This window comes from Pseudomonas sp. UBA6562, from assembly GCF_002434265.1.
GTDB lineage: Bacteria > Pseudomonadota > Gammaproteobacteria > Pseudomonadales > Pseudomonadaceae > Aquipseudomonas.
This window is the reverse complement of record NZ_DJJS01000004.1, coordinates 233,024-252,966: the sequence shown is the minus strand read 5'-3', so window position 1 is coordinate 252,966 and position 19,943 is coordinate 233,024. Positions and strand designations below refer to the sequence as shown.

Annotated in this window: 20 protein-coding genes; 6 read left to right on the top strand and 14 right to left on the bottom strand. The window is 64.2% G+C overall.

Annotated features, from left to right (window positions below):
* Nucleotides 1-31: 31 nt before the first annotated feature.
* The 10 genes from pdxJ to rpoE form a co-directional block, all read right to left on the bottom strand.
* Complete coding sequence (pdxJ, locus tag B4M43_RS05325) at nt 32-754, bottom strand: pyridoxine 5'-phosphate synthase (protein WP_414707818.1); 723 nt, start codon at nt 752-754, stop codon at nt 32-34.
* 61 nt (nt 755-815) lie between these two features.
* Nucleotides 816-1,499 carry a DNA repair protein RecO gene (gene recO, locus B4M43_RS05320; protein WP_296264858.1) on the bottom strand — a complete coding sequence of 228 codons (684 nt, stop codon included), beginning with the start codon at nt 1,497-1,499 and terminating at the stop codon, nt 816-818.
* Nucleotides 1,500-1,554: 55 nt separating this feature from the next.
* A complete protein-coding gene (era, locus tag B4M43_RS05315; protein WP_296264857.1) occupies nt 1,555-2,457 on the bottom strand; it encodes a GTPase Era in 903 nt (300 codons plus the stop codon).
* The gene (gene rnc / locus B4M43_RS05310) at nt 2,450-3,139 is read right to left on the bottom strand and encodes a ribonuclease III (protein ID WP_296264856.1); all 690 of its coding nucleotides are present in this window, start codon (nt 3,137-3,139) and stop codon (nt 2,450-2,452) included. Before rnc ends, era begins: the two co-directional genes overlap by 8 nt.
* A gap of 158 nt (nt 3,140-3,297) precedes the next feature.
* The gene (gene lepB, locus B4M43_RS05305) at nt 3,298-4,152 is read right to left on the bottom strand and encodes a signal peptidase I (protein WP_296264855.1); all 855 of its coding nucleotides are present in this window, start codon (nt 4,150-4,152) and stop codon (nt 3,298-3,300) included.
* A gap of 5 nt (nt 4,153-4,157) precedes the next feature.
* Nucleotides 4,158-5,957, bottom strand: coding sequence for a translation elongation factor 4 (gene lepA / locus B4M43_RS05300; protein WP_296264854.1), 1,800 nt, complete (start codon nt 5,955-5,957; stop codon nt 4,158-4,160).
* 204 nt (nt 5,958-6,161) lie between these two features.
* Nucleotides 6,162-7,592, bottom strand: a complete 1,431-nt coding sequence (locus B4M43_RS05295; RefSeq protein WP_414707817.1) for a DegQ family serine endoprotease — start codon at nt 7,590-7,592, stop codon at nt 6,162-6,164.
* 171 nt (nt 7,593-7,763) lie between these two features.
* The gene (locus B4M43_RS05290) at nt 7,764-8,717 is read right to left on the bottom strand and encodes a MucB/RseB C-terminal domain-containing protein (protein WP_296264852.1); all 954 of its coding nucleotides are present in this window, start codon (nt 8,715-8,717) and stop codon (nt 7,764-7,766) included.
* Between the two features lie 8 nt (nt 8,718-8,725).
* Nucleotides 8,726-9,319, bottom strand: a complete 594-nt coding sequence (locus B4M43_RS05285; protein ID WP_296264851.1) for an RseA family anti-sigma factor — start codon at nt 9,317-9,319, stop codon at nt 8,726-8,728.
* 31 nt (nt 9,320-9,350) lie between these two features.
* Complete coding sequence (gene rpoE / locus B4M43_RS05280) at nt 9,351-9,932, bottom strand: RNA polymerase sigma factor RpoE (RefSeq protein WP_011535354.1); 582 nt, start codon at nt 9,930-9,932, stop codon at nt 9,351-9,353.
* A gap of 430 nt (nt 9,933-10,362) precedes the next feature.
* Here rpoE and nadB point away from each other — a divergent pair, with 430 nt between their 5' ends.
* On the top strand, nt 10,363-11,976 hold the full coding sequence (gene nadB, locus B4M43_RS05275; RefSeq protein ID WP_296264850.1) for an L-aspartate oxidase: 1,614 nt from the start codon (nt 10,363-10,365) through the stop codon (nt 11,974-11,976).
* Nucleotides 11,977-11,979: 3 nt separating this feature from the next.
* Here nadB and B4M43_RS05270 read toward each other — a convergent pair whose 3' ends face one another.
* The gene (locus B4M43_RS05270; RefSeq protein ID WP_296264848.1) at nt 11,980-12,423 is read right to left on the bottom strand and encodes a protein YgfX; all 444 of its coding nucleotides are present in this window, start codon (nt 12,421-12,423) and stop codon (nt 11,980-11,982) included.
* Nucleotides 12,407-12,661: a succinate dehydrogenase assembly factor 2 gene (locus B4M43_RS05265; protein ID WP_296264847.1), complete on the bottom strand. Its 255-nt coding sequence runs from the start codon at nt 12,659-12,661 to the stop codon at nt 12,407-12,409. Before B4M43_RS05265 ends, B4M43_RS05270 begins: the two co-directional genes overlap by 17 nt.
* A 156-nt stretch (nt 12,662-12,817) precedes the next feature.
* On the opposite strand from B4M43_RS05265, the gene B4M43_RS05260 reads away from it, so the two are divergent.
* The gene (locus tag B4M43_RS05260; RefSeq protein ID WP_296264846.1) at nt 12,818-13,759 is read left to right on the top strand and encodes a YgfZ/GcvT domain-containing protein; all 942 of its coding nucleotides are present in this window, start codon (nt 12,818-12,820) and stop codon (nt 13,757-13,759) included.
* A gap of 57 nt (nt 13,760-13,816) precedes the next feature.
* Complete coding sequence (locus tag B4M43_RS05255) at nt 13,817-14,623, top strand: HDOD domain-containing protein (RefSeq protein WP_296264844.1); 807 nt, start codon at nt 13,817-13,819, stop codon at nt 14,621-14,623.
* 45 nt (nt 14,624-14,668) lie between these two features.
* On the opposite strand, the gene B4M43_RS05250 is transcribed toward B4M43_RS05255, so the two are convergent.
* Both B4M43_RS05250 and B4M43_RS05245 read right to left on the bottom strand, forming a co-directional pair.
* Entirely contained in the window at nt 14,669-16,048 is a 1,380-nt protein-coding gene (locus B4M43_RS05250; RefSeq protein WP_296264843.1) for a sensor histidine kinase, read from the bottom strand.
* Nucleotides 16,041-16,712, bottom strand: coding sequence for a response regulator (locus B4M43_RS05245; RefSeq protein WP_296265336.1), 672 nt, complete (start codon nt 16,710-16,712; stop codon nt 16,041-16,043). The genes B4M43_RS05250 and B4M43_RS05245 overlap by 8 nt, the downstream gene beginning before the upstream one ends.
* Nucleotides 16,713-16,908: 196 nt before the next feature.
* Between B4M43_RS05245 and B4M43_RS05240 the strand changes: the two genes are divergently transcribed.
* The 3 genes from B4M43_RS05240 to B4M43_RS05230 all read left to right on the top strand — a co-directional run bounded on the left by B4M43_RS05240 (nt 16,909) and on the right by B4M43_RS05230 (nt 19,943).
* Nucleotides 16,909-18,198 (top strand): OprD family porin, encoded by a 1,290-nt coding sequence (locus tag B4M43_RS05240; protein ID WP_296264841.1) that lies wholly within the window; start codon nt 16,909-16,911, stop codon nt 18,196-18,198.
* 31 nt (nt 18,199-18,229) lie between these two features.
* Nucleotides 18,230-19,210, top strand: coding sequence for a Bug family tripartite tricarboxylate transporter substrate binding protein (locus B4M43_RS05235; protein WP_296264838.1), 981 nt, complete (start codon nt 18,230-18,232; stop codon nt 19,208-19,210).
* Nucleotides 19,211-19,484: 274 nt separating this feature from the next.
* Nucleotides 19,485-19,943, top strand: coding sequence for a tripartite tricarboxylate transporter TctB family protein (locus tag B4M43_RS05230; RefSeq protein WP_296264836.1), 459 nt, complete (start codon nt 19,485-19,487; stop codon nt 19,941-19,943).

Genomic DNA, 19,943 nt, shown 5'->3' with positions numbered 1-19,943 from the left:
AGATCGCAGGTAGGGGCTTGTTTCCGAGGTGTCAGCGCGACGCGTTGAGGATCAACGCCTTCATCTGCGCCACCGCTTCCTTGAAACCGACGAACAGCGCATGGGCCACCAGCGCATGGCCGATGTTCAGCTCGTTGATGCCCTTGATCGCCGCGATGGCTTCGACGTTGTGGTAGTGCAGGCCGTGGCCGGCATTGACGATCAGCCCATTGTCGACACCCAAGGCCACGCCTTTGGCGATGCGCTCGAGTTCTTCGGCCATCTCGGTCGGATTCTCGGCATCGGCATAACGTCCCGTGTGCAGTTCGATGGCCGGTGCGCCGACGCGGTGGGCCGCTTCGATCTGTGCCGGGTCGGCATCGATGAACAGCGAGACCTCGGCGCCGATCCGGGCCAGGCGCTCGACTGCGGCTTTGATCCGCGCCTCTTGCCCCGCCACGTCCAGGCCGCCTTCGGTGGTCAGTTCCTGGCGCGTTTCCGGGACCAGGCAGATGTGCGCCGGACGAATGCGTTCGGCGAACGCCATCATTTCCTCGGTAACGCCCATCTCGAAGTTCATGCGCGTCTGCAACACGTCCTTGAGCAGCAGCACGTCGCGCTCCTGGATGTGCCGACGGTCTTCACGCAAGTGCACGGTGATGCCATCGGCCCCCGCCTCTTCGGCATCCAGCGCCGCCTTGACCGGGTCGGGGTAACGCGTGCCGCGCGCCTGGCGCAGGGTGGCCACGTGATCGATGTTGACGCCCAGTAGCATGCGGTTGCTGTGAGTCACGGAAGGCTCTCCTAGAGTGTGAGCCGCACAGCATACGACGGGATCAGCGCTTGCGAAACAGTTCCCGGCTGACCAGAGGCTTGCCGCCCAGGTGCACCGCCAGGGCCTGGCGCATCAGGCGCTTGGCCGCGAGCAACGCGCCGGGCGCGTTCCAGTCGGCTTCGGCCAGTGCCTGCAACTGCGTCCCACTGAACAGACCGGGTTGGGTCAGCTCCACCCGTTCCAGGCCGGCATCGACGCGCAACCGGTACTGACCTTCGCTGACGATGGGCTGTTCGTCGAGGTCGTGGCTGAGCGAGAAGGCGTAGCCAAGCTCGTCGAGCACGCGCCATTCGAAGGCGCGCAACAGCGGCTCCAGTGGGCGCCCCTCGGCCAGCGCCTGCAAGGTCAGGGCGTAATGCTCGAACAAAGCCGGGTGCGGCACTTCGGCCGGCAGTAGGCGCATGAGCAACTCGTTGAGGTACATCCCGCTGAATAGAGCGTCGCCGTGCAGCCAGGCCGCGACACCGACGGTTTCCAGCCGGTTGACGTTCTTCAGCTCGCCGCGCCCGCGCAGCTCCACTTCGAGCAACACGAACGGCCGCACCAGGCTGCCGCCCTTGCCCCGGGCGCGGCGCAATACCACACGCACCAGGCCTTGCGCAGTGAACAGATCCACTAACGCGCTGGTTTCCTTGTAGGCACGGCTGTGCAGCACATAGGCCGGTTGGCCGACTGGGTGTTCCATGCAAAGGCCTGCGAAAGAAAACGGCCCGGAGAATCCGGGCCGTTCGACGGGAGGGTTACAGGTCGCCGTAGCCGAGCGAGCGCAGGGCGCGCTCGTCGTCCGACCAACCGCCTTTGACCTTGACCCAGAGGTTGAGCATCACTTTGGCATCGAACAGCTGCTCCATGTCCTTGCGCGCCTCGGAACCGATGCGTTTGATGCGCTCGCCCTTGTCGCCGATGATGATCTTCTTCTGCCCGTCGCGCTCGACCAGGATCAGCGCGTGGATGTGCAACACATGGCCCTGCTGCTTGAATTCTTCGATCTCGACGGTGATCTGGTACGGCAGCTCGGCACCCAATTGACGCATGATCTTCTCGCGCACCAGTTCGGCGGCGAGGAAACGGCTGCTGCGGTCGGTGATCTGGTCTTCCGGGAAGAAATGCTCGTTTTCCGGCAGGTGCTTGGCGATCAGCGCTTCCAGGGCGTCGAGGTTATGCCCCTGCTGAGCGGAGATCGGCACGATCTCGGCATTCGGCAGTTGCGTTTGCAACCACTGCAAGTGCGGGATCAGATCGCCCTTCTCGTCCATGCGGTCGGTCTTGTTGACCGCCAGGATCAACGGCCCGGTGACGTACTGCACGCGCTCGAGCACCAGTTGGTCTTCGTCGGTCCAGCGCGTACGGTCGACCACGAAGATCACCACGTCGACATCCTTGAGGGCGGCCGACGCGTTGCGGTTCATGTAGCGGTTGAGCGCCTTGTCGTTGGCCTTGTGCATGCCGGGCGTATCGACGTAGATCGCCTGCACATCGCCTTCGGTCTTGATGCCGAGCATGTTGTGCCGGGTGGTCTGCGGCTTGCGCGAGGTGATCGCCAGCTTCTGCCCGAGGATGTGGTTGAGCAGCGTCGACTTGCCCACGTTCGGACGGCCGACGATGGCCACATAGCCGCAACGGGTGGGGGTGTTCTCAGTCATTGCCATTCTCCACGCCCAAGGCGATGAGCGCCGAGGCTGCCGCGACCTGCTCGGCGATACGCCGGCTCACGCCCTGACCGCGGCTCTTGTTGTTCAGCAGCACCACTTCGCACTCGACGAAGAAGGTGCGGCAGTGAGGTTCGCCCTGGATGTCGACCACTTCGTAGCGCGGCAACTCGCAGGCGCGCGACTGCAAGAATTCCTGCAAGCGCGTTTTCGGATCCTTGTTGGTGTCGACCAGGGTCAGGCTTTCGAATTCGCCGGCCAGCCAGGCGAGGATGCGCTCGCGTACCGTTTGCATGTCGGAGTCGAGGTAGATCGCACCGATCAAGGCTTCGAGGGCATCGGCCAGGATCGACTCACGGCGGAAACCGCCGCTCTTGAGTTCGCCCGAACCCAGGCGCAAGTAGTCGCCCAGGTCGAAGCCGCGGGCCAGGCGGGCCAGGGTTTCGCCCTTCACCAGACGCGCCCGCAGGCGCGACAACTGGCCTTCGCGCGCCTGTGGGAAGCGCTCGAACAGCGCCTCGGCGGCGACGAAGTTGAGGATCGAGTCGCCGAGAAACTCCAGGCGCTCGTTGTTGCGCCCGGCGTAACTGCGGTGAGTGAGGGCCAGCAGCATCTGCTCCTGATCTCGGAAGGTGTAGCCGAGCTTGCGCTCCAGGCGGTCAAGGGGCGCGCTCATGGGGCCACCTGAAGGTTGTTCAACGCGTTGTTCAAATCGAGGTCCTGAAGACTGCCGGCCGTGGCCACCGCCCGATGCGATGGCATTTCTCTGATCCTGGAGAACACAGCCTATGTCAGAAATGCATTCGGCGCTGCCAGATCGACAGCGCCGGTGGATCAGTGGATCAAACCAACCCGCGACAGGTTGGGGAAGTGGCTGAGCTTGGGTTCGGGCCAACTCATCCAGACCGCGAAGGCCTTACCGACGATGTTGCGGTCCGGCACCATGCCGTGCAGTTCCTTGGGAATGTTCGGGTCATCCCAGAAGCGGCTGTCGTTCGAGTTGTCGCGGTTGTCGCCCATCATGAAGTAGTGGCCGGCCGGGACCGTCCACTGTTGGTCGGGCGGCATGCGGTAGCGGCTCATTTCCTTGCGGATCAGGTGCTCGGCCTCGCCCAGTTTTTCCTTGTACAGCTCGGCGCTGCCCAGGGTGCCCGGTTCGGTGCCGACCAGCTGTTCGGCGACGGCCTGGCCGTTGACGAACAGGCGCTTGTCGTTGGTGTAGCGGATCTGGTCGCCCGGCAGGCCGACCACACGCTTGATGTAGTTGACGTTCGGATCGCTCGGATAGCGGAACACCATCACGTCGCCGCGCTTGGGGTCACCGATCTCGATGACCTTCTTGTCGATCACCGGCAGACGTATGCCGTAGGAGAACTTGTTCACCAGGATGAAGTCGCCGACCTCCAGCGTTGGCTTCATCGACCCCGACGGAATCTGGAACGGCTCGACCAGAAACGAGCGCAGCACCAGCACGATGAACAGCACCGGGAAGAACGATTTGCCGTATTCGACCAGCAAGGGTTCCTTGTCGAGGCGCTCGACCACCGCCGGCTCGGGCTGGCTGACGCTACCCCGATAGGTGGCGATCGCCGCTCGCCGGCGCGGTGCCAGGAACAACAGGTCGATGAGCCCCAGCAAACCACAGATGGCCACGGCAAGAACGAGCAACAGCGGGAAATTTAGCGACATAGGACCTAGCTATCCAACCTGAGCACGGCAAGGAAGGCTTCTTGTGGAATTTCCACGTTGCCGACCTGCTTCATGCGTTTCTTACCAGCCTTCTGCTTCTCCAGCAGCTTCTTCTTACGGCTGACGTCGCCGCCGTAACATTTGGCCAGTACGTTCTTTCTGAGCGCCTTGACGGTGGTTCGCGCGATGATCTGGCCGCCTATGGCTGCCTGGATCGCCACATCGAACATCTGCCGAGGGATCAGCTCCTTCATCTTTTCGGTCAACTGGCGGCCTTTGTAGGCCGCGTTGTCACGGTGCACGATCAACGCCAGGGCGTCGACCTTGTCGCCGTTGATCAACACGTCCAGCTTGACCAGGTTGGCCGACTGGTAGCGGTCGAAATGGTAGTCCAGCGAAGCATAGCCACGGCTGGTGGACTTCAGACGGTCGAAGAAGTCCAGCACCACTTCGTTCATCGGCATGTCGTAGCGCACCTGCACCTGGCTGCCGAGGAACTGCATGTCGCGCTGCACGCCACGCTTTTCGATGCACAGCGTGATCACGTTGCCCAGGTGTTCCTGCGGCACGAGGATGGTCGCGGTGACGATCGGTTCGCGGAAGTCGGTGACCGCAGAGACGTCCGGGAGCTTGGAGGGGTTGTCGACGATGATGGTTTCACCGGTCTTCAATTCCAGCTCGTAGATCACGCTCGGCGCGGTGGTGATCAGGTCGAGGTCGTACTCGCGCTCCAGACGCTCCTGGATGATCTCCATGTGCAGCATGCCGAGGAAGCCGCAACGGAAACCGAAGCCCAGGGCGTCGGAGCTTTCCGGCGCGTATTGCAACGACGAGTCGTTGAGGGTGAGCTTCTGCAAGGCGTCGCGGAAGTCTTCGAAGTCGTCGGAGCTGACCGGGAACAAGCCCGCGTAGACCTGCGGCTGGATCTTCTTGAAGCCCGACAGCACCGGCACGTCCGGGGTCGTGGACAGGGTCAGGGTGTCGCCCACCGGCGCACCGTGGATGTCCTTGATGCTGCCGATGATGAAGCCCACTTCGCCGGCCTTGAGGTCGGCGGTTTGCGTGTGCTTGGGGGTGAACACGCCGACGCTGTCGACCAGATGCACCTTGCCGGTGGACTTGACCAGGATCTTGTCGCCCTTCTTGACGCGGCCGTGGCGCACGCGCACCAGGGAGACGACGCCCAGATAGTTGTCGAACCAGGAGTCGATGATCAGCGCCTGCAACGGCGCGTCGATATCGCCCTCGGGTGGCGGAATGGTGTGCACCAAGCGCTCGAGCACCTCGTCGACGCCCATGCCGCTCTTGGCGCTGCACGCCACGGCGTCGGTGGCGTCGATGCCGATGATCTTCTCGATCTCGTCCTTGACGCGATCGGGGTCGGCCTGGGGCAGGTCCATCTTGTTCAGGACGGGCATGACTTCCAGGCCCTGCTCGATGGCGGTGTAGCAGTTGGCGACCGATTGCGCCTCAACGCCCTGGCCGGCGTCGACCACCAGCAGCGCACCTTCGCAGGCAGCCAGCGAGCGGCTGACTTCGTAGGTGAAGTCGACATGGCCCGGGGTGTCGATGAAGTTGAGCTGGTAGGTCTTGCCGTCTTGCGCCTTGTAGTGGAGCGTGACGCTGTGGGCCTTGATGGTGATGCCGCGTTCGCGTTCGAGGTCCATGGAGTCGAGGACCTGGGCTTCCATTTCGCGCGCGGTGAGGCCGCCGCAGAGCTGGATGAAACGATCGGCCAGCGTCGACTTGCCATGGTCGATGTGGGCGATGATGGAGAAATTGCGGATATGACTCAAATCACTCACAGGTCAACACTCGAAAAGGCTGCGAGCCGGACGCCCGCCAAAAATAGCCGGGAATTGTACCCCAAGCCGCAGGGTTATGGGAGATTCCCGATCAGTTAACCGGTAACCGCGTGTATGGCGCCCGGCCTTTCGCGGCGCTCGCCGCGCTGACCTCGCGCATACGAAAAGGGCAGCTTGCGCTGCCCCGTTCCGCTTGTAGCCGGCTTACTCGGCCAGTTTGAAGGTGATGAAGCTGGCACGCCCCTGACGCAGCACACGCATGGACACCGAGCGATTCTTCGGCAGTTCCTTGGCGATCTCGGTGAACTGCTTGGCCGACAGAATGGCCTGGTTGTTCAAGTGGCTGATGACATCGCCCGGACGCAGGCCGATCAGCGCCGCTGGGCCGTCCTGCACTTCCTTGATGGTGACGCCGCCCTTGAGTTCGAGCGACTTCTTCTGCTCGGCGGTAAGGTCGGCCACGGACACGCCCAGGCGGTTGCTGCTGCGTTCGGCGCCCTGCTTGCTGCCGCCCATGCCGGTGTCGGCATCGTCTTCGGGCAGTGCGCCTACGGCGATGTCCAGGCCCTGACGCTTGCCGTTGCGGATGATCTCGAGCTTGGCCTTGTCGCCGTCCTTCATGCTGCCGACCAGGTGCGGCAGGTCGGCGGACATGACGATCGGCTTGCCGTTGAGGCTGAGAATGACGTCGCCGACCTGCAGGCCGCCCTTGGCCGCCGGGCCGTCTTCCAGCACTTGCGCGACCAACGCGCCGGCAGGCTTGTCGAGGCCGAAGGATTCGGCCAGGTCCTTGTTCACTTCCTGAATGACCACACCCAGCCAGCCGCGGCTGACCTTGCCGTCTTTCTTGAGTTGGTTGGAAACGTCCAGCGCCACGTCGATCGGAATGGCGAACGACAGGCCCATGAAGCCACCGGAGCGGGTGAAGATCTGCGAGTTGATGCCCACCACTTCACCGTTCATGTTGAACAGCGGCCCACCGGAGTTGCCGGGGTTGATGGCCACGTCGGTCTGGATGAACGGCACGTAGCTGTCGTTGGGCAGGGTGCGGCCCTTGGCGCTGACGATGCCCTTGGTCACCGAATGGTCGAAGCCGAACGGCGAACCGATGGCCAGCACCCACTCACCGACCTTGAGCTTTTCCGAATCGCCCAGTTTGACGGTGGGCAGGTCCTTGCCTTCGACCTTGAGCAGCGCCACGTCGGTGCGCGGGTCGGTGCCGACCAGCTTGGCCTGCAACTCGCTGCGGTCGGACAGGCGCACGATGATTTCGTCGGCGTCAGCGACCACATGGTTATTGGTCAGCACGTAGCCGTCGGCCGAGATGATGAAGCCTGAACCCAGCGACTGCGCTTCGCGCTGACGGTCGCCGCGGGGCGAACCCGGCTGTTGCGGCAAGCTGCGTTCGAAGAACTCGCGGAACATCGGCGGCAGGCCTTCCAGGTCGGGCATTTGCCCAGCGGCGATACGGCGCTCCGGCAGCTTCTGCTTGGTACTGATGTTCACCACGGCGGGCGAAGCCTGTTCGACCAGGGTGGTGAAATCGGGCAGCGCCTCTTGGGCCTGGGCCACGAGCGCCTGGCCGAGCATCAACACGGCGGCAAACATCGAAAGGTAGGGTTTCAAGCGTGGTATCGACATACGACTCCCGTCACAACGAGCGTAATTAGCAGTAAGGCTCCCGCAGACGCAGGACAGGCCAGACCTCGAAAGAACAGACCTATAGAAAATTTACCAGGGGAATGCAAATGACAATGCGTTAATTTCATTTCAACAATGCGTGTAAACCGTTCTGGCCAAGCGTGCTCAACGACTTTCCTGAGCGCCCTGCCATCTCATCGACAGCGCTATGCGCTCGGCGGTACCTAATGGGATTTCGCCGACGACCGTGACCAGCATGTCGCCTCTGGCCGTCGCCAGATGGCGCGAAACGGCAGCGGTGGGGCCGAGCTGGGTGCGAATGTCCTTGCCATCGGCGGCAGCGACTGGCTCGAGGAAGACCGAAAACCGCGCGAGGCCATCGTCGTACATTAGAGAGCTAGGCCCCTCGCCTTGTGCCTGGAAACTGCCCACCAGTTCGAAACCTGCGGGCAACCACTCGGCCCGCCACTCCACGAGCGCCGCCTTCTTACGAGTGGGCGTGGATGCGATCGGCTTGCAGGCAGAACTGCCTTGCATGTCAGCTGCGTCGGGGGCTTGCCGGGTGTCCAGGCTGACGACTTGATAACGCTCGAGCATCTGGCCTTTTTCGTTGACCATCAAAGAACGCAGCGGTAAGCCGGTTTGCCGGTCCAGATCCAGGTCGAAGCCATAGCGATGTGGATCGCGAGGCGCAAGGCTAAGGGTTATTGCGTCTCGCCCGGCCACGCGCGACTCGCCGATGACGCTCAAGTCGTACCAGCTCATCAATTTAAGAGGATCGAGGATGTTCGCAGGCGATTTGCCCGGTGTACTGACTGCAGACGTCAGGTCCCCGGAAGCACAGCTTACCCTGCCATCGACACGTACGACTTCCTGAACGTCGCCGTCCAGGCGAAACAGACGCTCGGTGGAAATCCCGTCATGGACAAGGTGCCAGATCTGGTGGGATGAGAAGCTGCCATTGCGTTCGTAGATGAACGAGGCTTGGTAATTCTGTCGCCGTTCGGCTTGAGCCAGCTTTGACAGCCACTTCCCCGCTTCAGGCGAAGAATTGGCCGCCAGAACTGGTAGTGCGACGCAACTGCCGACCACCAGCGGTAGGAAGGCAAATGCGCGCATGCAGCCCCTTACTTGGCATCGTCCATGCTAGCGGCGCGAGCGTAAGGCAGTGCGGTTTCACCGCCTTTGGCAGCAGAATCCTGCGCGTGTTGCTGCAGGTAGCCTGGCATACGCTTGTCCCAGCCAGCCTGGTTCTGCATCGCGCCGTTGGCCATGGGGCCGGTCGGCTGATCGCTGCTTTCGGTGTAGCCGGCCAGCACGGCAGGGCCTTGCGCTTGCGGTGCACTCAGGACCTGTTGGGCAGGCTGCTGCTGAGCAAGCTCGGCACCGGTGATTTCGTCCTGGTTGTACAGGCGCACGCCTGCCAAGACGGCGACAGTCACCGAAGCAGCGACGGCCAGACGACCGATGCCGCGCCATGGACCTTTCTGGACCTTGGCCGGGGCAGCTTCTTCAGCCAAGGCTGCGGAAACCGCCGATGCGATGTCGAGGTTCGGCATCAGCAATTCTTTATGCATGGCTGCACGAGCGACCTGGTAACGCGACCAAGTAGCGCGGGTCTCCGAATCTTCGACGGCGCTCAGCACACGACGCAGTTCCAGTTCATCCGCTTCGTTGTCCAATACCGCGGACAGCGATTCCTGCAAAGCTTCACGACTCATGGCGGTTCCTCTCTTGGCTATCGCCGCTGTCTCAGGACTCCTGCAACAGCGGTTGCAGGGCTTTATCGATGGCCTCCCGAGCGCGAAATATTCGAGAGCGCACGGTGCCCACAGGACATTGCATGACGCTGGCAATGTCTTCGTAACTCAGACCATCGAATTCACGTAAGGTCAGTGCCGTACGCAAATCTTCGGGCAATTGCTGGATGGTCCGATGGACGGTGCCTTCGATTTCATCCCGCAACAGGGAGCGCTCAGGAGACTCAAGATCCTTGAGGCCGTGATCGCCGTCATAGAATTCCGCATCCTCGGAACTCACATCGCTATCTGGCGGCCGCCTTCCGCGGGACACCAGGTAGTTCTTCGCCGTGTTGATGGCGATGCGGTACAGCCAGGTGTAGAAGGCGCTGTCACCGCGAAAATTTCCAAGCGCTCGGTAGGCCTTGATGAAGGCTTCCTGCGCGACATCCTGTGCTTCATGGGTGTCGTGGACGAAACGCACGATCAACCCGAGAATCTTGTGCTGATACTTCAGCACTAACAGATCGAACGCTCGCCTATCGCCGCGCTGTACGCGCTCGACAAGCTGCTGATCCTCTTCCTGGGTTAGCATGAACACTCCTCAGTGGTCTCGAAGGAGCGTTGCAAAAGCCATCGTTCAGGCTTGCAAACATAGACTCGGGCTTTAGGCAAAAGTTCTCCCCTCCAAGCAAGTTTCCTGCGGCCTTTCATCGGCTCGCATGAGCGATGAAGACGGTGAAGGCCGCCCTCATCGACGTAGAATCTCGAATACGCAGGATTTCGCCCGGTAAGAGCAGCTGCCCTGCGTCGCCGCGGCAATTTTGACGTGCGGGCAGCCTTCATGGGATTTCCGACGATCGCCGAAAGTTCCCTGGCGAAACCAGCAAACCGGACAAGCGTCGTTGGAAATCAGCGGGCCGGGGCTGCTATAAAGGCATCCCGGCTACGGCCCGATAGTCTCACAGTGCCACCTACGCGGGGCTATTGTGCCGTTCACCTCATCCAGATACTAGTGCCCCGACATGAGCCAACCATTCCAACATGATGTCCTAGTGATCGGCAGCGGTGCGGCCGGCTTGAGCCTGGCGCTGAATTTGCCGCGCCATGTGCGCGTCGCGGTGCTGAGCAAAGGCGAACTGGCCAACGGCTCGACCTTCTGGGCACAGGGCGGCGTGGCCGCCGTGCTGGACGACACCGACACCGTGCAGTCGCATGTCGAAGACACCCTCAACGCCGGCGGCGGGTTGTGCCATGAAGACGCCGTACGCTTCACCGTGGAGCACAGCCGCGAGGCCATCGACTGGCTGATCGAGCAGGGTGTGCCCTTCACCCGCGACGAACAGGCCGCCGACGCGCGCAGCTACCAGTTCCACCTGACCCGCGAAGGCGGCCACAGCCATCGGCGCATCATCCATGCCGCGGACGCCACCGGTGCGGCGATCTTCACCTCGCTGCTGGAGCAGGCCCGGCAACGGCCGAACATCGAGCTGCTCGAACAGCGCGTGGCCATCGACCTGATCACCGAGCGCCGCCTGGGCCTCAACGGTCAGCGTTGCCTGGGGGCCTACGTGCTGGACCGCAGCACCGGTGAGGTCGATACCTTCGGCGCGCGCTTCACCGTGCTGGCCACTGGCGGCGCGGCCAAGGTCTATCTGTACACCAGTAACCCCGACGGTGCCTGCGGCGATGGCATCGCCATGGCCTGGCGCGCCGGCTGCCGGGTGGCGAACCTGGAGTTCAACCAGTTCCACCCCACCTGCCTGTACCACCCCCAGGCCAAGAGCTTCCTCATCACCGAAGCCTTGCGTGGCGAAGGCGCGCTGCTGCGACTGCCCAACGGCGAACGCTTCATGCCACGCTTCGACGCTCGCGAAGAGCTGGCGCCGCGCGACATCGTGGCCCGCGCCATCGACCATGAAATGAAACGTCTGGGCGTGGATTGCGTGTACCTGGACATCACCCACAAGCCCGCCGAGTTCATCAAGGCCCACTTCCCGACCGTCTATGAGCGCTGCCTGGGCTTTGGCATCGACATCACGCAACAACCCATTCCCGTGGTGCCCGCTGCGCATTACACCTGCGGCGGGGTAATGGTCGACGAACACGGCCACACCGACGTGCCCGGCCTGTATGCCATCGGCGAAACCAGCTTCACCGGCCTGCACGGCGCCAACCGCATGGCCAGCAATTCGCTGCTCGAATGCTTCGTCTACGGCCGCGCCGCGGCTGCGGACATCATCGCGCAACTGGACCTTATCCCCATGCCGCGCGCCCTGCCCGGCTGGGACGCCAGCCAGGTGACCGATTCGGACGAAGACGTGATCATCGCGCACAACTGGGACGAGCTGCGGCGCTTCATGTGGGACTACGTGGGCATCGTGCGCACCAGCAAGCGCCTGCAACGGGCCGCGCACCGCGTGCGCATGCTGCTCGACGAGATCGACGAGTTCTACAGCAACTACAAGGTCAGCCGCGACCTGATCGAATTGCGCAACCTGGCCCAGGTCGCCGAGCTGATGATCCGTTCGGCCATGCAGCGCAAGGAATCGCGCGGCCTGCACTACACCCTCGATTACCCCGACATGCTGCCCGAAGCGCGCGATACGGTGCTGGACCCGACGCTGGGCCGGCACTGACCCTCACCGCCAACGCCGCCGACTGTACTTCAAGCGCACACGCAGGCGGCGGTGCGTTTCGGCGTCCAGCGCATCTGCCGGGACGCACTGGCTTTCGCTCAACCAGCGACCGCGCCGCACGTAGCGCAGCACCACACAGTGCGGCAAGGCCAGGCTGTCACGACACAGCCGTGCGGGCTGCCAGCCCGACGCTCGACTGAACAGGCTCCAGCCCTGGGCGTTGCGGCGCAGGCCGGTGATGGCATGGGGATGGGTGAGCAGGATGCGCCGCGGGATCACCCAGCGCGCGTGCAGGGCGCAGCCCAGGCTGAGCAGATTGGCGAACCACAGAGGTGCGGCACCGAACCAGACGGCGCACAGCGCCAAGGCCATGCACCCGAGGTAGGCCGTCAGCAGCAGGCGCGAGCCTTGCCAACGGCATTCGAAGGCTTCACTTGGGCTGGACACGGTCCAGGATCATGCGCACCATGCGCTGCAGCTCCGGGTCTTCGGACTCGCAGCGCTCCATGAACCAGCCGAACATGTCCTGGTCTTCGCATTCGAGCAGGCGCGTGTAGAGTGCGCGGTCGTGCTCGCTGAGGGTGGCGTAAACCTCCTGGCTGAAGGGCACCAGCAGCACGTCCAGTTCCAGCATGCCGCGCCGGCTGTGCCAGAGCAGGCGATTGAGTTCAGTTTGTTCGACCATGGGGCCCTCCTCGAATGGCCCGGCAGTATACAGCCTGGCCGGCACGGCGGCACTGGGCATTGGTCGTACCCTGTTACCGCACATGACCACTCGCCTACCTATTTGCTCGGCACCGTTCTATGATGGCCGCCAGTTCCTTAGCTATCGCGATGTCCCATGGCCGATTCCGCTTTCTACTGCTCTCTCGATCACGAGGGCATCCTTGCCGTCCGCGGCTCCGACGCGGGCAAGTTCCTGCAGGGACAACTGACCTGCAACCTCAACTACCTCGACGACGCCCACGCCGGCCTCGGCGCGCGCTGCATGGTCAAGGGTCGCATGCAGTCGAGCTTCCGCATCCTGCCACAGGGGGATGGCTTTCTCTTGGCGATGGCCAGCGAGCTGCTCGAAGCGCAAATGGCTGACTTGAAGAAATACGCCGTATTTTCCAAGGCGGTGCTCACCGACGAGAGCGCCGCTTGGGTGCGCTTCGGCCTGCACCGGGGCGATGCCGCGCTGCAGCCGCTGGGCCTGGAAGTTGCGTTCGAGGCGGGCGCCACTGCTCGCCAACCTGGGCTGATGGCGGTGCGTGCGTCCGCCGAACGCGTCGAGCTCTGGGCGACGGCCGAGCAAGCGGCCGCCGTGCGCCAGGGCCTGGATGCCCAGTTGACCCAGGGCACCTTGAACGATTGGCTGCTGGGCCAGATCCGCGCCGGGATCGGCCAAGTCGTGGGCGCCACCCGCGAGCTGTTCATTCCGCAGATGATCAACCTGCAGGCAGTGGACGGCGTGAGTTTCAAGAAAGGGTGCTACACCGGTCAGGAAATCGTCGCGCGCATGCAGTACCTGGGCAAGCTCAAGCGCCGCATGTACCGCGTGGCATTGGCGCGAAGCGCTCTGCCCGAACCGGGCACGGAAGTGTTTTCTCCCACCCATGGCTCGTCGGTCGGCGAAGTGGTGCTGGCGGCGCGCGCCGGTGAGGCGTGCGAACTGCTGGCAGTGCTCAGTGCCGACGCCGTGGCCGACGACAACCTGCACCTGGGGGCCGCCGACGGCCCGCGCCTGAGCCTGCTCGACCTGCCCTACGAACTTGACCGCGACCGGGAAATCCAACGCTGATCAGCCCGCCCCACTCCATGCGTGGGGCGCTCCCCTCCACAGCGGCAGAGAAGCCCGATGAACAAGCTGGCCGACAAGGTGCAAGCACAATTGCTTGCCGCCATCGATAACGACGAACTGCTCCTACCGACATTGCCCGAGGTGGCCTTGAGCATCCGTGAGGCTGCCGAGGACAGCGAGATCAGCGTCGCGGCCCTGAGCCGGGTGATCGGTCAGGACGCAGCCCTGTCGGCACGCCTGATCAAGGTGGTCAACAGCCCCTTGCTGCGCGCCTCGGTGGAAGTCACCGACCTGCACACCGCGATCACCCGGCTGGGCATCAACTACAGCTGCAACCTGGCCATCGGCCTGGTCATCGAGCAGATCTTCCACGCCCGCTCGCCGTCGGTGGAACAGAAACTGCGCGACGTCTGGGCGCGCAGCCTGGAAGTGGCCGGCATCAGCTACGAGCTGTGCCGCCGCCACACCTCGCTCAAGCCCGACCAGGCCGCCTTGGGCGGTCTGGTCCATCAGATCGGTGCCCTGCCGGTGCTGATCTACGCCGAAGAACACAACGAACTGTTGGCAGACCCGGTGTGCCTGCACCACATCATCGAGCAGATTCAGCCCGTGCTCGGCGACAAGCTCTTGAGCGCCTGGGACTTTCCCGAACAACTGGTCAACCTGCCCAGCCAGATCGACGATCTGGAACGCACTACCCATAAACTGGACTACATCGACGTGGTGCAGCTCGCTCGCCATCTGCGCCAGGGCGACCCTGCCCTGCCGCCGACGGCGCTGCCGGCCTGGCGCCATCTGAAGCTGCCGGCCGACAAGCAACTGGATGTGGCCGAGTTGCTCGAAGCCCGCGGCATGCTGGGCTGAGCGCGCCGACGCCGTCAAGGCGCTGCCTTGCCCGCGTCACCCACGTCAATCGGTGCTGAAACTCACCCGCACCTTCAACCCGCCGTTGTCACCGTCGTGCAAGCTGATACTGGCCAAATGCGCACGGCAGATCTCGCCGACGATGGCCAGGCCCAGGCCGGTGCCCTGCGGGCTGCGCCGGTAGAAGCGCTCGAACACGCGTTCACGCTCCGCTTCGGGGATGCCGGGGCCGTCGTCCTCCACCTCCAGCACGGCTGGAGCCAGCACCCGCAGCACCACCGTGCCGCCCACCGGGGTGTGGGCGATAGCGTTGTCCACCAGGTTGCTCAACAGCTCGTTGAGCAAAGTCGGTTCGCCCTTGAGCCACACAGGCGCTTCGGCCTCCAGCGCCAGGGCCACGCCTCGGGCATGGGCCAGAGGCGCCAGGGCCATGCCCAGTTCGCGGGCCAGTTGAGTCAGGTCCAGGCGCTGGGCACCGCCTTCGGCGATGGTACGGGCGCCATGCTCGACCCGCGCCAACGACAGCAGTTGATTAGCCAGGTGAGTCAGCCGATCGGTGCCTTGGGCCGCTTCGGTGAGGGTCTGGCGCCACTGCTGCGGATCGCTGGAGCGCTGGCCCAGCTCCAAGCGCGCCTTGAGCGCCGCCAACGGCGTGCGCAGTTCGTGGGCGGCATCGGCGATGAACTGTGCCTGACGCTCGAACTGCGCGCGCAAGCGCTCGGTGAAATGGTTGAGGCCATGCACCAGCGGGCTCAGTTCGCGCTGCACCTGCACCAGCGGCAAGGGCCGCAGGTCGTCGGGCTGCCGCTCCTCCACCGCGCTGCGCAGGCGTTCCAAGGGGCGCAGCGCGGCGCTCACGGCGAACCACACCATCATCAGCGCGGCCAACGCCAGCATCCCCAAGCGCAGCAGGGTGTCGGTCATCAGGTCGCGGGCCATGCTCTCGCGCGCCTCGTCGGTTTCGGCCACGCGAATTTCGGCCATGCCGTTCATGTTCGGCTCGCTGACGGCCCGCAGCAGGCTCACCACACGCACGTCCTGGCCCTGGTAGCGGGCATCGTAGAAACGCGCCAGCGCCGGATAGTCGTCGGTGCGCGGGGTGCCCGGCGGCGGCGGCGGCAGGTGCTCGTAGCCGGAGATCAGGCGCTGCTGGATATCCAGCACTTGGTAGTAGATGCGCCCGGCGCTGTCGTAGGCGAAGGTGTCGAGGGCCACGTAGGGCACGTCGGCGCTCAATGTGCCGTCGCGCTGCGAGAGGCCGGCGGCGATGGTCCGGGCCGAGGCCAGGAGCGTGCGGTCGTACGCGGTGTCGGCCGCCTCGCGGCCGTTCCAGTAGGCGCTCAGGCCGCTGGCGCACATCAGCACCACCAGCAGCAGGGCCAGGTTGCCGAGCAGGCGCCCGCGCAGGCTGCCGTCGTCACGCATCGCGGTGCTCGAGCAGATAGCCCAGGCCGCGGAAGGTGACGATGGCCACCGCATGGCCGTCGAGCTTCTTGCGCAGGCGGTGGATGTAGATCTCGATGGCGTCGGGGCTGGCTTCTTCGTCCAGGCCGAACACCTGGGCGGCCAACTGCTCCTTGCTCATCACCCGCCCCGGCCGGGCGATCAGCGCTTCGAGCACGCTCTGCTCGCGGGAGGTCAGGGTCAGGTGCTCGGTATCGAGGGTGAAACGCCGAGTGTCGAGGTCGTAGACCAGAGGCCCGCAGCACTGCTGGCGCTCGCCGCCGAGCACGCTGCGGCGCAGCAGGGCCTTGACCCGGGCCTCGAGTTCGCTCAGCTCGAACGGCTTGGCCAGGTAGTCGTCGGCGCCCAGGTTGAGGCCGTGGACGCGGTCCTTGACGTCGCTGCGCGCGGTGAGCATCAGCACCGGCACGGTCTTGCCGCGCCCGCGCAGACGCGCCAGCACCTCGAAGCCGTCCAGGCGCGGCAGGCCGACGTCGAGCACCACCGCGGCGTACTCTTCGCTGGCCAGCGCCAGATCGGCAGCGACCCCATCGTGCAGCACGTCCACGGTCAGGCCCAGGCCCTTCAAGGCTTGGGCCACGCTTTCGGCCAGTTGCAGGTGGTCTTCGACCAGCAATACACGCATCGCCTTCATCCCCGCATCGTTCGGTTGGCGCGGAGTGTACCCGCCCCGTCGGTTCTGTGAATCCCTTTGTAACAATCCTCTCGGCGTGAAAGGTTGCTGAAAGGTTGGTTACCTAGGATCGCACCACGGCAGCTCGATCTGCCGTGCCGTGCACCCTCGTGGTGCAACTCATAAGAACAAGAAACGGAGTCATCCCATGCTGCCCGCCCAGCGTCAGGCGTTCGTGCCTACCCGTTCGTTTTCTCCAAGCTCTGGCACCCTCGCCAGCGCCCTCGCCTTGGCCGGCTTCGCGCCGCTGAGCCAGGCCGCGTTCATCGAAGACAGCACCGCCACCTTCGAAACCCGCAACATGTACTTCAACCGCGACTTCCGCGACGGCACCAGCGCGCAACAGTCCAAGCGCGACGAGTGGGCCCAGGGCTTCATGCTCGACATCCAGTCCGGCTACACCGACGGCACCGTGGGCTTCGGCCTGGACGCGCTGGGCATGGTCGGCGTCAAGCTCGACTCCAGCCGCGACCGCAGCGGCACCGGCCTGCTGCCGGTGCACGACGACGGCAAGGCCGCCGACGAATACTCCAAGCTCGGCGTGACCGGCAAAGTGCGCATCTCCAAGACCGAACTCAAGGTCGGCTCGCTGATTCCGGTGACCCCGGTGCTGCGCCCCAACGACGGCCGCATCCTGCCGCAGACCTTCGAAGGCGCGCTGCTCAGCTCGCGCGACATCGAGCGCGTGACCTTCATCGGCGGGCGCCTGGAAAAGGCCAAGGACCGCAACGACACCAACTGGGAAGACCTGGCGCTGAACAACAAGGGCAGCCGTTTCAGCGGCACCTTCAGCGGCGACCATTTCGACATGGCCGGGGTCGACTACGCCTTCACCAAGCGCATCACCGGCAGCTACCACTTCGCCCAGCTCGACGACGTCTACCGCCAGCACTTCCTCGGCCTGCTCGCCACCCAGCCCTGGGGCCCGGGCACCCTGGGCGCCGACCTGCGCCTGTCGAGCAGCGACGAGCAGGGCCAGGCCAGGGCCGGCAACATCGACAACACCACCGTCAACGGCATGTTCAGCTACGCCTTGAGCGGCCACAAGCTCAGCGCGGCCTACCAGCACCTGTCGGGCGACAGCGCCTTTCCCTACCTCGACGGCGCCGACCCGCACCTGGTCAACTTCGTGCAGATCAACGACTTCGCCAACGCCGACGAGCACTCCTGGCAACTGCGCTACGACTACAACTTCGCCGCCCTCGGCCTGCCCGGCCTGAGCTTCCTCACCCGTTACCTGCACGGCGACAACGTCAGCCGCGCCAGCGGTGGCGAGGGCAAGGAGTGGGAACGCAACACCGAACTCAAGTACGTGGTGCAGAGCGGGCCGTTGAAGAACGTCGAGGTGCGCCTGCGCAACGCTTCGTTCCGCTCCAACTTCACCCGCGATGCCGACGAAACCCGTGTGCTGGTGAGCTACAGCGTGGCCCTCTGGTAACCCATAACAACAAGTGTGACGGAGATAGACGATGACCTTTTCCCTGCGCCGCCTCGTCCTGGCCACCGGCTGCCTGCTGCTGGTCGGCAATGCCCTGGCCGCTGAGCCCAAACGCCCCGAATGCATCGCCCCGGCCTCGCCCGGCGGCGGTTTCGACCTGACGTGCAAACTGGTGCAAAGCGCCCTGGTCAACGAAAAGATCCTCAGCAAACCCATGCGCGTGACCTACATGCCCGGCGGCGTGGGCGCTGTGGCCTACAACGCCGTGGTCGCCCAGCGCCCGGCCGACGCCGGCACATTGGTGGCCTGGTCCAGCGGCTCGCTGCTGAACCTGGCGCAGGGCAAGTTCGGCCGTTTCGACGAAAACGCCGTGCGTTGGCTGTCGGCGGTCGGCACCAGCTATGGCGCCATCGCGGTGAAAAGCGATTCGCCCTACAAGACCCTCGACGACCTGGTCGCGGCGTTGAAGAAAGACCCGAGCAAGGTGGTGATCGGTTCGGGCGGCACCGTCGGTAGCCAGGACTGGATGCAGACCGCGCTGATCGCCAAGGCCGCCGGCATCAACCCGCGCGACCTGCGCTACGTGGCCCTGGAAGGCGGCGGCGAAATCGCCACCGCGCTGCTGGGCGGGCACATCCAGGTCGGCTCGACGGACATCTCCGACTCCATGCCGCACATCCAGAGCGGCAACATGCGCCTGCTCGCGGTGTTCTCCGAAGAGCGTCTGGACGATCCGGAAATGAAGAACATCCCGACCGCCAAGGAGCAAGGCTACGACATCGTCTGGCCCGTGGTGCGCGGCTTCTACCTGGGGCCGAAGGTCAGCGACGAAGACTACGCCTGGTGGAAAGAGGCCTTCGACAAGGTGCTGGCCTCGGAAGAATTCGCCAAGCTGCGCGACCAGCGCGAGCTGTTCCCCTTCGCCATGACCGGCGAGCAGTTGGACGGCTATGTGAAGCAGCAGGTGGCGCAGTACAAGGTGCTGGCCAAGGAATTCGGCTTGGTGCAGTAAGCCGGCGGTTCTGTTGTAGGAGCGGTCGGTTCGGCGCTCCGATCAGCCGCGATGCGTCCCCCTGTTGGAGCGGCTTCAGCCGCGATGGGCGGCAACGCCGCCCCGACGGCTGCAACCTCGCTCTCACCGACGCTACACGATGGCTGAGGTAGGGCGGCGTTGCCGCCCATCGCGGCTAAAGCCGCTCCTACACGGTGCCATCGCAGCTAATCGGAGCGCCTAGCCGAATGTTCCTACACCCCGATTCAGCCTTTTCCTAATCGAGGAATTGTCCATGATCCTGCAACGCCTCTTCGCCCTCATCCTGCTGGCGGTGTGTGCCGCACTGGCAGTGATGGCCTGGCCTTACCAGGCTGCGTTTTCCTACGAGCCGGTCGGGCCGCGTGCCTATCCGCTGCTGATGCTCGGCCTGATGAGCCTGGGCCTGCTGTACCTGGCGATCCGCCCTACGCCGATCGTGCGCAAGGACGATGAGCCCGAGCTCGACCGCGCCACGCTGACCAAGATCGCTGCCTGCGTCGGTCTGCTGCTGCTGTTCGCCTACACCTTCGAGTCGCTGGGCTTCATCCTCAGCGCGATCCTCGTCGGCATCCCCATGGCCCGCCTGTATGGCGGCCGCTGGCTGCACAGCGCCATCGTGGTGACGCTGATGAGCGTGTTCCTCTACTGGCTGTTCGACCACATGATGGACGTGCCGCTGCCCCTTGGCCTGCTCAGCGTTCTGGAGAACTGA